At 68.7% G+C, this 13,100-nt stretch carries 9 protein-coding genes; 5 read left to right on the top strand and 4 right to left on the bottom strand.

Going from position 1 to position 13,100, the window contains the following annotated elements:
- The first annotated feature begins 213 nt into the window (after positions 1-213).
- From FNH08_RS29350 to FNH08_RS29335, 4 genes are all read left to right on the top strand, one after another.
- Positions 214-1,701 (top strand): ABC transporter permease, encoded by a 1,488-nt coding sequence (locus FNH08_RS29350; RefSeq protein ID WP_152774553.1) that lies wholly within the window; start codon positions 214-216, stop codon positions 1,699-1,701.
- Positions 1,702-1,768: 67 nt separating this feature from the next.
- Complete coding sequence (locus FNH08_RS29345) at positions 1,769-2,482, top strand: ABC transporter ATP-binding protein (RefSeq protein WP_152774552.1); 714 nt, start codon at positions 1,769-1,771, stop codon at positions 2,480-2,482.
- 248 nt (positions 2,483-2,730) lie between these two features.
- Complete coding sequence (locus tag FNH08_RS29340) at positions 2,731-6,021, top strand: S8 family peptidase (RefSeq protein ID WP_152774551.1); 3,291 nt, start codon at positions 2,731-2,733, stop codon at positions 6,019-6,021.
- A 107-nt stretch (positions 6,022-6,128) separates the two neighbouring features.
- Positions 6,129-6,899, top strand: coding sequence for a group II truncated hemoglobin (locus tag FNH08_RS29335; protein ID WP_152774550.1), 771 nt, complete (start codon positions 6,129-6,131; stop codon positions 6,897-6,899).
- A gap of 300 nt (positions 6,900-7,199) precedes the next feature.
- On the opposite strand, the gene FNH08_RS29330 is transcribed toward FNH08_RS29335, so the two are convergent.
- A complete protein-coding gene (locus FNH08_RS29330; protein WP_152774549.1) occupies positions 7,200-8,153 on the bottom strand; it encodes a helix-turn-helix domain-containing protein in 954 nt (317 codons plus the stop codon).
- Positions 8,154-8,327: 174 nt separating this feature from the next.
- Between FNH08_RS29330 and FNH08_RS29325 the strand changes: the two genes are divergently transcribed.
- The gene (locus FNH08_RS29325; protein WP_152774548.1) at positions 8,328-9,371 is read left to right on the top strand and encodes an NAD(P)-dependent alcohol dehydrogenase; all 1,044 of its coding nucleotides are present in this window, start codon (positions 8,328-8,330) and stop codon (positions 9,369-9,371) included.
- Between the two features lie 89 nt (positions 9,372-9,460).
- Here FNH08_RS29325 and FNH08_RS53645 read toward each other — a convergent pair whose 3' ends face one another.
- The 3 genes from FNH08_RS53645 to FNH08_RS29310 form a co-directional block, all read right to left on the bottom strand.
- Positions 9,461-10,435, bottom strand: a complete 975-nt coding sequence (locus FNH08_RS53645; RefSeq protein WP_194238657.1) for a toll/interleukin-1 receptor domain-containing protein — start codon at positions 10,433-10,435, stop codon at positions 9,461-9,463.
- Complete coding sequence (locus tag FNH08_RS29315; protein WP_152774546.1) at positions 10,410-11,861, bottom strand: vWA domain-containing protein; 1,452 nt, start codon at positions 11,859-11,861, stop codon at positions 10,410-10,412. Before FNH08_RS29315 ends, FNH08_RS53645 begins: the two co-directional genes overlap by 26 nt.
- Before the next feature lie 177 nt (positions 11,862-12,038).
- A partial coding sequence (locus FNH08_RS29310) for a FecCD family ABC transporter permease (RefSeq protein WP_228034427.1) occupies positions 12,039-13,100 on the bottom strand: 1,062 nt, incomplete at its 5' end.

Raw genomic sequence — 13,100 nt, 5'->3', positions numbered from 1 at the left:
GTTCCCCGCGCCCCCGAAAAGACCACCGGGCGAGCCCCAGGCTTTTCAGGGGCGCGGGGAACTGCGCGACCAGCCACAACGAACCCGCGGCCGCCAACAAACAGAACCCGGCAGACGAGACGCACACAGCAACGCAAGGTCACCCACAGGCTTCTCATCCAGCTCTTATAGGAGCCTTATCCGTTCATCACGGGACGTGCCTAGCTTGCCGCCATGTTCTTCACCTACCTGAGGCGCGAACTGCGCCGCCGCAGAAAGGCGGCCCTCGTCGTCGCCTCCGGGCTCGCGTTGGGTATCGCCCTCGTCATCGTGGTCAGCTCCGTGTCCTCCGGGATGGAGAAGGCGCAGGGCAAGGTCCTCCAGTCGCTGTACGGGCTGGGCACGGACATGACCGTCACCAAGGCCGCGGAGGCCCAGTCCGGCCAGGACCAGGGCCCCAGGTTCGAGTTCGACGCGCGGAACAACGACTCCGACGAGGAGCAGAGCAGCGACCGCGTGATGGTCCAGGGGTTCCAGACCCTGGCCGCGTCCACCGTGAGCAAGGTCGGTACGCAGAAGGGGGTTTCCGACGCCGTCGGCGGGCTCAGCCTGCGGGTCCTCAAGGTGAGCGGACAGTTCCGTCAGGGCGAGTTCCAGCAGGAGCAGGGCCAGGGACAGAACGGCGGTGGGCAGCCCGGAGGCGGACAGGGCGGTGGCGGTCAGGGCGGACAGCCCGAGGGCCGCGTCCAGGGCGGTGGCGCCGACTTCCAGGTCAACAACTACTCCGTGTACGGCACGGATGTGACCCAGTCGGCTCTCGGCCCGCTGACCTCCTCGAAGATCACCAGTGGCCGTACGTTCAAGACCTCCGAGACCAACGCCAAGGTGGTGGTCGCCGACAAGTCGTACGCCAAGGAGAAGAAGCTCGCCGTCGGCGACACCGTCACCGTCAAGGGCACCAAGTTCAAGGTCATCGGCATCGCGACCCCGGACAGCGGAGACGCCGCCGCCAACCTCTACATCCCGCTGAAGCAGGCCCAGACCCTGAGCGACTCCAAGGACAAGGTCACCACGATCTACGTCAAGGCGTCGGACTCGCAGCAGATCGACTCCGTGAAGTCGACCATCCAGAAGAACATCCCGGGCACGACGGTGACCACCTCCGCCGATCTCGCCAAGACCGTCTCCGGGTCCCTGTCCACGGCCTCCGACCTGGCCTCCAACGTGGGCAAGTGGCTGTCCCTCGCGGTACTGGTGGCCGCGTTCCTCGTGGCCGGACTGCTCACCTCCTCGGCCGTCTCCCGTCGCGTACGGGAGTTCGGCACCCTCAAGGCGCTGGGCTGGAAGTCCGGGCGGGTGACCCGGCAGGTCGTCGGTGAGGCCGTCGTCAACGGACTCGTCGGCGGAGCGCTGGGCATCGCGCTCGGCCTGGCGGGCGCGTACGTCGTGACCGCGATCAGCCCCACCCTGGAGGCGCAGGTGGGTGCCTCCGGCAGCGGAGCGGGCGGTCCGGGCGGCGGCGGCCCCGGTGGCATGGGCGGCGGCTTCCGGCGGCAGGCGGCCACCGACGCCCTCAAGGTCGCGCTCACCGCACCCGTCAGCACCTCCACCATCGCCCTCGCGGTCGGCCTCGCCGTCACGGGCGGTCTCGTCGCGGGCGCCTTCGGCGGCTGGCGCGCCTCCCGGCTGCGTCCCGCCGACGCCCTGCGCCGCGTCGAGTAGCCGAGCCCCTTACGTATTCGAGCCCCCTTACGTATCCGAGCCCCTTAAGTATCCGAGGAGTTGCACCATGTACGAACTCAGAGGCGTCACCAAGCGCTACACGCGGGGCAAGGACACCGTCGACGCGCTGAACGGCGTCGACCTCACCATCGCGGACGGGGACCGCCTCGTCATCCAGGGACCCACGGGCGGCGGCAAGTCCACGCTGCTCCAGATGCTCGGCGGGCTCGACAAGCCCAGCGAGGGCAGTGTCGAACTCGACGGCACGGACCTGGCGAAACTGTCCGAGGCGAAGCTCACCAAGGTGCGCAGCGAGAACATCGGATTCGTCTTCCAGAGCTTCAACCTGATTCCCACGCTCACGGCCCAGGAGAACGTGGAGACCGCGCTCGTACCGCTCGGTGTGAAGACGAGGGAACGGCGCGAACGGGCCGCCGAGGCGCTGGAGTCGGTCGGGCTCGGCGAGCGGCTTCGGCACCTGCCCTCGGAGTTGTCCGGCGGCCAGCAGCAGCGCGTGGCCATCGCCCGTGCGCTGGTGAAGCGGCCGAAGGTGCTGCTCGCGGACGAACCCACCGGCAACCTCGACGAGTCCATGCGCGACGAGATCATGGACGTCCTGGAGCGCCTGTGGAAGGAGCACGGGCTCACCTTCATCATGGTCACCCATGACTCGTCGATCGCGAAGAAGGCCCCCCGCGTCGTGACGATCCGCAAGGGAAAGGTCACGGTGAAGGAGAAGACGACGGCGAAGGTGAAGGAGGAGGCGACGGAGGGCGCCTGAGTGTTTCGGTCCCCTGTCAAGGGTCCGGCCAACTTGGATCACAGGTGTAACGAAACCGACAACTCTTAACACTCGTCCCACTATTGAGCAAGCGTCAGCCCCCCGGCATACTTCCTGTTACGGGGGGTGTACGCGCATGTGTGTGCGGAAATTCCCCCGGCCGGGTGAACATCTGATTCGCCCGGACTTCAGCTCCAGGGGGAGATTTGCGCAGACAAGTGAAGAGGGCGAGTACGGCTTCGATCGCCATGGCTGCAGCCGTGGCTCTCGCGGCGGGCATGACCAGCCCGGCGTCCGCGGCGCCCGAACTCGCGAGCAGCTCGAAGGCGGCCGACTTCTCGGCCAAGCACCGCATCACGCTGATCACCGGTGACCGTGTCGTGGTCGACGCGAAGGGCAACCCCGTCGGCTTCGAGCACGCGAAGGGCCGGGACGGGATCCCCGCCCAGGTGCGCAAGGCCGACGGTCACACCCTCGTGATACCCGCCGACGCCGCCCGCCTGATAGCCGGCGGCAAGCTGGACGAGCGGCTGTTCGACATCACGGAGTTGAGCAAGTCCGCGAGTCGTAAGGCCCAGAAGAAGGGCCTCAAGCTCATCGTCGGCTACAAGGGAGCCGCGACGGGGGCCCGCGCCGACGTCCGCGACGCCGGTGACACCACCGTTCGCCGCACCCTCAAGACGCTGAACGCGGACGCGGTCCTCACGCCGAAGGACGACGCCACCGAGCTGTGGAACGCGGTGACCGACACCGACGGCACCACCGCCTCCGGCATCGCCAACGTCTGGCTCGACGGCGTCCGCAAGGCCAGCCTCGACAAGTCCGTACCGCAGATCGGCGCCCCCAAGGCGTGGGCCGCCGGCTACGACGGCAAGGGCACCAAGATCGCTGTCCTGGACACCGGTGTGGACACCACCCACCCGGACCTCAAGGACCAGGTGATCGAGTCCAAGAACTTCACCCCGGCCGCGGACGCGAGCGACAAGTTCGGCCACGGCACGCACGTCGCCTCGATCGCAGCGGGCACCGGTGCCAAGTCGAACGGCAAGTACAAGGGCGTGGCTCCGGGCGCGAAGATCCTCAACGGCAAGGTCCTCGACGACACCGGCTCCGGTGACGACTCCGGCATCATCGCCGGTATCGAGTGGGCCGCCGCGCAGGGTGCCGACGTCGTGAACCTCAGCCTCGGCGGCGGCGACACCCCCGAGGTGGACCCGCTGGAGGCCGAGGTCGACAAGGTCTCCAAGGAGAAGGGCATCCTGTTCGCGATCGCCGCCGGCAACGACGGCGAGTTCGGCGAGCAGACCATCGGCTCCCCGGGCACCGCGGCCTCCGCGCTCACCGTCGGCGCTGTCGACGACAACGACAAGCTGGCGTCCTTCTCCAGCACCGGTCCCGGCCTCGACGGCCAGATCAAGCCGGACGTGACGGCGCCGGGCGTGGACATCACGGCCGCCTCGGCCAAGGGCAGCGTCATCGAGCAGGAGGTCGGCGAGAACCCGGCCGGCTACCTGACGATCTCGGGCACGTCGATGGCGACCCCGCACGTGGCGGGCGCGGCGGCGATCCTGAAGCAGCAGCACCCCGACTGGAAGTACTCCGAGCTCAAGGGCGCCCTCACCGGCTCCACCAAGGGCGGCAAGTACACGGCGTTCCAGCAGGGTTCGGGCCGTATCCAGGTGGACAAGGCCATCAAGCAGACCGTGTTCGCCGAGCCCGTGTCGGTGACGTTCGGTACGCAGTCGTGGCCGCACACCGACGACACCCCGGTCACCAAGCCGGTGACGTACAAGAACACCGGCAAGGACGACGTCACCCTCAACCTGGCCGTCGCGGGCACCAACCCCAAGGGCGAGGCGGCTCCCGCCGGCTTCTTCAAGCTCGGTGCGACGACCGTGAAGGTCCCCGCGGGCGGCACGGCCTCCGTCGACCTGACGGTCAACACCAAGCTGGGCGGCACCGTCGACGGCGCGTACTCCGCGTACGTGACGGCCACGGGCGGCAACCAGAGCGTGCGCACCGCCGCCGCCGTGCAGCGCGAGGTCGAGTCGTACACCCTCACGTTCAAGGCGATCGACCGCGCCGGCAACCCGGCCGTGAACTACGGCATCGACCTGGCGGGCATCTCCGGACTCGGCCAGGAGAAGTGGTACAGCCCGTACGACGCCTCCGGCACCGTCAAGGTCCGGGTGCCCAAGGGCGGTTACATCCTCAACTCCGCGTTCTTCGTGGACCCGGAGGACTTCAGCAAGGGCGCCGACTGGCTGGCCCAGCCGAAGCTGAACGTCACCAAGAACACCACGATCACGCTGGACGCCCGCAAGGCCAAGCCGGTCGACATCACGGTGCCCGAGTCCGGCGCCAAGTCCGAGTTCGCGTCGCCCGACTACACGGTGGACGTGGCCAACGGCAGCTACAGCTTCGGCTGGTGGCTGGACTCGTACAAGGGCTTCCGCACCGCCCACCTCGGTCCGCAGATCACCGACGGTTCGCTGTACCAGCAGTGGGACGGCCACTGGACCAAGGGTGACAAGACCGAGTACGACGCGGTCACCGGCGCCAAGGTCAAGCAGCTCGCCACCGGCTACACCAAGCACTGGAAGAAGAGCGAGCTGGCCACGGTCAAGGTCAACCTCGGTGCTTCCAGCAGCGACAAGAAGGGCTCCATCACGGCCTGGGGCTACCTGCCCGACAGCTCCGGTGCCTCCGCCATCGGCATCCAGCAGAAGCTGCCCGGCACCCGGACACTCCACCTGTCCACCACGGGCGGTGTGAAGTGGGGCCTCGACTTCGAGCAGATCGGCGGAGTGGACGCGGACGGCTGGCCGATCGTCGACGCCAGCTACACGCTCGGTGCCGAGCAGACGTTCAAGGGCGGCCAGAGCTACGAGAAGACGTTCAACACGGCCGTCTTCGGTCCCCGGATCGGCGGCGGCTACGGCGTCACCCGTGACGGCAACACCATCGTCGGCTTCCTGCCGATGTTCGCCGACGGCAAGACCCACGCCGGCGGCTCGCTCTACACCTCGGTGAAGTCGACGCTGTACCGCAATGGCACGAAGATCGTCGAGAACGACGACGCCCTTGAGGGTGGCGGCGAGTTCAAGGTCCCGTCCGCCGAGGCCACGTACAAGCTGACCACGTCCATCAAGCGGTCGGTGAAGGTGGCCGCGGCCTCCACGCGGGTCGACACGAGCTGGGAGTTCAAGTCCAAGAAGACCAGCTCCGAGGCGAAGCTCCCGGTCTCGACCGCCCGCTTCAACGCGCCGGTCGACCTCTACAGCCGGGCGCCGGCGGACAAGAAGGTCAGCATCCCGGTCACCGTCCTGGGCGCGGCCGCGGGCAGCAACCTCAAGTCGCTGACCACGTACGTGTCGTACGACTACGGCCAGAGCTGGACCAAGGTCAAGGTCGTGAACGGCAAGATCACCGTCAAGAACCCGGCGAAGGGCAAGGGCATCTCGTTCCACGCCAAGATCGCCGACAAGAAGGGCAACAAGTCGACGGTGTCGATCTACAACGCGTACTACGGCAGGTGAGCCGTACGACCGCGGTGAGCGAGCGGTGAAGTTCGCCGACCGCTGATTCGCGGGGCGGCCCGCCGGAGGATGTCCCTCCGGCGGGCCGTTCGTGTTTGTGTGGACCTATGACCGTATCGACCGTCGAGTACATCCGTTACCGGATTCCCGAGGACCAGTCGGCGGAGTTCCTGGCCGCCTACACCAAGGCCGCAACTCAGCTGGCGGCGGCACCGCAGTGCGTCGACTACGAGCTGTCCCGTTGTGAGGAGGACTTCGAGCACTACGTCCTCCGGATCACGTGGACCTCGACCGAGGACCACCTGGAAGGGTTCCGGAAGTCGGAGCTGTTCGAGGACTTCCTCGCCGAGATCCGGCCGTACGTCGGCAACATCGAGGAGATGCGCCACTACAAGCCCACCGTCGTACGCGGCGCGGGCGCGTCCGTGCCGACGCTGTACGCCTGGGCGGGCGGCGCCGAGGCATTCACCCGGCTCACCGAGGTCTTCTACGACAAGGTGCTGAGGGACGACCTCCTGGCGCCGGTGTTCAAGGGGCTGCCGCCAGAGCACGCCGAGCACGTCGCGCTCTGGCTCGGTGAGGTCTTCGGTGGGCCGTCCACCTACTCGGACACCCAGGGCGGCCACGGTCACATGGTCGCCAAACACATGGGCCGGGGCATCACCGAGCCGCAGCGCCGCCGCTGGGTCAACCTGCTCCAGGACGCGGCGGACGAGGCCGGCCTCCCGACCGACGCCGAGTTCCGCTCCGCCTTCGTCGCCTACGCGGAGTGGGGCACACGACTCGCCGTCTACTTCTCAAGCCCGAACGCGGTGCCGCCGGCGGACCAGCCGGTACCGAGATGGGGATGGGGGTCAGCACCGCCGTACCGCGCGTGACGGGGGTGCGCTCCAGCGTTAGCGGGCGCGGGACAGGGGGCGCGCCCCTGACTTTTTCAGGGGCGCGGGAGCTCTGGGACGCCGTGCAGGGCTGGGGCGCGGGCCCGGCTTTTAAGGGGCGCGAGGAACTGCGCGTTTCTTTAGGGGCGCGGGGAACTGCGCGTTCTTTCAGGGGCGCGGGGAACTGCGCGTTCTTTCAGGGGCGCGGGGAACTGCGCGATCTTTCAGGGGCGCGGGGAACTGCGCGACAAGCCACGACGAACCCGCAGCAGACCACCGGCGGTACTCGGCAGACGAGACTCACTCGGCACCAGGACGGCGCCCAAGGGCAGACGCGCTCCGGCCGGAGGCCTGCGCATCCGTACCCCAGCTCGCCAACAACCGCAGAGCATCCGCCGAAGGCGACCCCGGCTCAGCGTGGTACGTGATCAGCGACTGCTCCCCGTCGTCCGGCAGCCGAAACGTCTCGAAGGAGAGCGTGAGCTCACCGACCAGGGGATGCCGCAGCCGCTTCACCCCATGGCCCTTCTCCTTGACGTCGTGCGTGGCCCACAGCCGCCGGAACTCCTCGCTCTTCACCGAGAGCTCCCCGACCAGCGACGACAGCCGCGGGTCGTCCGGGTGGCAGCCGGCGTCCATCCGCAGGTAGCTCACGATGTCGGCGGCCTTGTCGTCCCACTCCACGAACAGCTCGCGGTACTCGGGCCGCAGGAACACCATCCGCGCCCAGTTGCGCTCATGGGCGGGCAGCTCGGACCAGTCCCCGAAGACGGCCGCCGCCATCCGGTTCCAGATCAGGACGTCCGAGCGCCGGCCCACGATGTACGCGGGGATGCCGTCCAGCGTGTCCAGCAGCTGCCGCAGAGCGCCCCGAACCTGCTGCGACCGCGCCGACGGCTTCTTCTTGTGCGCCTTCGGCTTCGCGAGATGCGTGAGGTGGGCGTGCTCGGCGTCACTCAGCCGCAGGGCGCGCGCGATCGCGTCGAGCACCTCCGCCGATACGTTGCGCCCGTTGCCCTGCTCCAGCCGCGTGTAGTACGCCACGGAGACGCCCGCCAGCTGCGCGAGCTCCTCGCGGCGCAGCCCGGGCACCCGGCGGTGCCGGCCGAAGTCGGGCAGCCCCACGTCCTCCGGCTTCAGCCGGGCACGCCGGGTGCGCAGGAACTCGCTGAGCTCGGCCCGCCGGTCCAGGGTCCTCCCGGCGTCACCACCGGGTTCCTGAGCGGCCGGTACGGTCTCGGGCTTTTCGTCCATACGTCAAGTATTCACGGTCGTACGACTGCCAGCCTGACCCCGCCAGTGGTAGGACCAGCGAACGTACGCAGAACCGTGACCTGGGTGAACCCCGCGCGCTCAGACAGGCTGGAGCCCGCACCCGGCCGGAAGGCAGGCCGGGCGCAGGACGACTCCCTAGGAGAACCCCCGACCATGACCACCACTGTCGCCGCATACGCCGCCCCCGCGGCCAAGGCTCCACTGGAGCGCACCACGATCGAGCGCCGCGAGGTCGGTGAGTTCGACGTACTGATCGACATCAAGTTCGCCGGTATCTGCCACTCGGACATCCACCAGGCTCGCGAGGGCTGGGGCGAGGCGATCTTCCCGATGGTGCCCGGGCACGAGATAGCCGGCGTCGTCTCCGAGGTCGGCTCCGGCGTGACCAAGTACCGGGCCGGCGACCGCGTCGGCGTCGGCTGCATGGTCGACTCCTGCCGCGAGTGCGAGAACTGCGAGGCCGGCCTGGAGCAGTACTGCCTCAAGGGCAACGTCGGCACGTACAACGCCCTCGACAAGAGCGGGGAGCCCACCTACGGCGGCTACTCCGAGAAGATCGTCGTCGACGAGGCCTTCGTCGTGCGCATCCCCGACGGGCTCGCGCTGGACGTGGCCGCGCCCCTTCTGTGCGCCGGCATCACCACGTACTCCCCGCTGAAGCACTGGAACGCCGGGCCCGGCAAGAAGGTCGCCGTCCTCGGCTTCGGCGGCCTCGGCCACATGGGCGTCAAGATCGCGCACGCCCTCGGCGCCGAGGTGACGGTCCTCTCCCAGTCCCTGCGCAAGAAGGACGACGGGCTGCGGCTCGGCGCCGACCACTACTACGCGACCAGCGACCCGAAGACCTTCGACGAGCTGCGGGGTTCGTTCGACCTGATCCTGTCCACCGTGTCCGCCCCGCTGGACCTGGACGCCTTCCTGTCCCTGCTCAGGACGGACGGCGCCTTCGTGAACGTGGGCGCGCCCGAGGAGCCCGTCGCGCTCAACCTGTTCTCCGTGATCGGCGGCCGCAAGACCCTCGCGGGCTCCGGCATCGGCGGTATCCGCGAGACCCAGGAGATGCTGGACTTCTGCGCCGAGCACGGCCTGGGCTCCGAGATCGAGCTGATCGACGCCGCCGAGATCAACGTCGCGTACGAGCGGGTCCTGTCGAGCGACGTCCGGTACCGCTTCGTGATCGACACGGCGACGATCTGACCGCCTTCCTGGACGGGTGGGCGACACGGTGGTGATGCCGCGTCGCCCACCCGGGTCGCCCACCCGCGACGGTTCCGGTCCCGTCCTCCTCAGTTACTGAGGAGGAAATCGATGAACCTGTCGAACTCCACTCTGTTCGTGCTGGTGACCCGCCGCTTGTCCCGGAACAGCAGCGGGATGTCGTCCGGTTCCGCGGCGGCCAGCATCAGGGGGACGACGATGCGCGTCGAGTCGCCGCTCAGCTCGGCGTTGAGGATGCCTCCGTACTCGGCCCGGCACCAGCTCCTCTCCATGAGGCCCTTGCTGATGCACGGAAGCACGTAGTGGCTGTTGCGCAGCCCCTCCTCGATCTTCTCCGTCACACGGTCGCCGTAGGTGATCTGTTCCGTGTCCAGCCAGTAACTGATGCCCCGCGCCTTCAGCGCCTGGGCGATGTCGTGCACTTCCTGCGCGGTCTCCCTCGCATGGCAGAGGAAGACGTCGTACTGGAACACCTGTCCTTCTTTCCGTCTGGAGGCTGCGGGGACGAACGGGATTCTCGTCCGCTCCACGGACCACGACGTGGCCAGGACTCCCGCGCCGTAGAACTTGACCAGGCCGGCGTGCCCGGCGAAAGGGACGTGCGGGCAGGCGGCCGTCAGCTCGTACGTCCGGTCTCCGGCGCGTATCTCGCCGCGCATCTGTCCGGAGAAGAACTCCAACGAGAAGTGGTTGTAGCCACGCTCCAGCTCGACCGGTTCCGCGAGCTGGGCGACCGGGGTGAGTACGCCCTCCTGGAACACACCCAGCCGGGCGACGGTGGTGCCTTCGGACACGTCCTGCGGTGCCGTGTAGAAGGCCACGAACGTCCAGTCCCGGTCGGCCCGGCAGACCAGACCGGCGCCCGTCACCCCGGTGCCCGTCAGCAGGATGTCGGCGGACACCGAGCCGTTGAGCACCGGACCGGAGGTGAGGTCGATCGCGTACGAGGCCGCGTACGGGCCGATCCCGCCGCCGTGACCGGTGAGCATCCGGTCCCCGACCGGGGTCCACTCGGCGCTATTGGATGCGTGCCAGCTGCTCACGGAGGCTCTCGCGTTTCTGTTCCAGGTCGGCACGGCTGTCGGGGAGGCGCTGGATGAGGGTGTCGGTGACGCCGATCGCCTCCACGAGAAGGAGGACCTCGACCTCGTCATCCCGTTTGCTCAGTCGCCAGAAGCCCCGTTTCCGCTGTTTCTCGTGCATGAAGCTCTTGCGCCAGACGTTGAACAGGTCCTGAATCTCTGGTTCGTCGAAGTACTCCCTCATCAGCTCGTTCACGAGCATCGCGGTCTCGCTCATGCTGAGGTGGTGATCCAGATGGTCCCACTCCGCCTGCCAGCGCGTGGGGTCCAGCATGCTCCGCTGGGCCAGCAGACCGGCCTCGGCCCGCTTCATGCGAGCCACCTCGGCCTCCAGCATCTCCTTCATGCCACCGAGCTCCCGGGAGTCCATGTCCTCGAGCATCTTCTCCTCGGTCTGTGAGGAGCGGTACTGCTCCACCACGCTGTTGACCAGCGGGTGGACGGGGCTGGTGACCACCTCCGACTGGGGGGCCAGGGTGATGGTCTGCTCGGTGGAGGTCACCTCGCGGGTGCTGTCGTACAGCCGCGCCCGAAGGGTGAAGTCCGGGGTGCCCACGTGTGCGGGGTCGATCTGCAGACGGACCGCGAAGTTGTAGGTGTCCTGCCCCTTGAGCGGGCGCAGCGCGTAGCCGCGGGAGGTCTTTCGCAGGGAGTTGAGCTCCTCGCTGACACTGACACCGTCGGGAAGGATCAACTCGACCTTGGGACGGTCGAGTACGACGGTGAGGGCGCTGCGGAACTCCTCCTCCAGGATGGTGTCGATGCCGGACTCGGAGATGTACCAGAACCGGCCTCCGGAGGCGGTGGCGATAGCGTCCAGGATTTCCTCCTGGAAGTCACCGCCGATACCGATCGTCGAGGTGGTGATGCCCTCGTCCCGGGCGCGCGAGGCCACCGAGGCGAGGGCCGCCTTCTTGGTCTCCCCCTCGTTGGCCAGGCCGTCGGAGAGCAGGATCAGCCGGCCGTAGTGCTCGTCCGTCATGTGGCTCTGCAGTTCCAGCAGCCCCTGGTACCAGCCCAGGGAGAGGTTGGTCGCGCCGCCCGGCCGGATCGCCTTGAGCTTCTCCTCCACCTGAGCGCCGGGGGTCTGCGGATTGACCACGACCTGGACGGCGCTGTCGAACACGACGACCGTGAAGAGGTCGTCGCCGGTGATCCGCCGGAAGATGTCCACGCAGCTGCGCTTGGCCACCTCGAGCTTGTCCTGGCCCGCCATACTGCCGCTGCGGTCGATGACCAGGCAGAGGTTCATGGCCCCGCCCCGCCGGTCGGTGGCCTCGGCGGTGCGGCACCTGACCTCGACGGCCACGTCGAACTCGGTCACCTCGTCCTCGCGGGCCGCCGGCCGTTCGGGCAGGACAAGGATCTCGATCGGAAGATCGTCCATGGTGTTCCCCCTCGTGAGTGCTTCAGAGAACCACAGCCGGGGGCCCCGGGGGGAGGCAGTACGCCGAGATCGGGAGACGTACAGGCGTGCAACGCCGCACTGTGCGCCTTGGGCGGCTCTGGGGCGCACTTTCAGGGAAAGCGTGCGCCGCATTTCAGGGAAGGAGTGCGCCGCTTTTCAGGGAAAGCGTGCGCCGTTCCCTCGTGCCGACCGCCCCAGCAACCACAGCAGGTAGGGTCCGCCGACCAGCGAGGTCAGCGCGCCCACCGGGATCTCCAGGGGCGGGACCAGCGTGCGGGCCACCAGGTCCGCGGTGACGATGACGATCGCGCCCGTCAGCGCCGAGCTCATGAGGGGGAGCTGGGGGGTGCGCGTGAGACGCCGGGCCAGTTGTGGGCTGGTCAGCGCGACGAAGCCGATCGGGCCGGCCGCACCCGTCGCGGTGGCGGCGAGCACCACGCCGAGCGCGGTGAGGCCGAGCTGGGCCCGGTGCACGCGGACGCCGAGCGCGGCGGCCGTGTCGGGGTCGAGACCGAGCGGTTTCTGCGCCCGGCTCGCCCGGACCAGGGCAGGCAGGGACAGCAGGAGCACGACGCCGAGGGGGCCCGCCTGTTCCCAGCCACGACCGTTGAGGCTGCCGGTCAGCCACAGCTTGACCTGCTCGGCGGCGGCCAGTTCGCTCTCGGTCAGATAGAGCTGGACGACGGCGGAGAGCGCGACCCCGATACCGACGCCGGTGAGCACGAACCGGCTGGGCCGCATGCCGTGCCGCCAGGCCAGCACGTACACGATCGCCGCGGCCACGAGACCGCCCGTGACGGACACGGCGGGGAGCGCGGCGGGCGAGGCCACCAGGCCGGTGGTCAGGGCCAGCACGGTCGCGGCGGCCGCCCCGTGCCCGACGCCTATGACATCCGGGCCGGCCAGCGGGTTCCGCGTCACGGTCTGCACCAGTGCCCCGGCGATCCCGAGCGCGGCACCGACCATCGCCCCGAGCACGATGCGCGGGACACGGAGTTCGTTGACGACGAGGTCGTACGGCCCCGAGTGCCCCTGGACGGCTCGCCAGACCTCACCGGGCCCGACGAAGGTCTGCCCGGCGCAGGCCGAGAGCAGCATCACCCCGGCGAGCACGGGGAGCAGCGCGGCGGCGACGGCGGCCGAACGGCGGTGGAGGAGGAGGGAGAAGCGGCGCAGGCGTAGGACGGAGAGGCCGGCGGAGTGGGGGTAGGTGGGTCG

Source organism: Streptomyces spongiae (assembly GCF_009377185.1).
Classification (GTDB): domain Bacteria; phylum Actinomycetota; class Actinomycetes; order Streptomycetales; family Streptomycetaceae; genus Streptomyces; species Streptomyces spongiae.
This window is presented reverse-complemented; position numbering and strand designations above follow the sequence as displayed.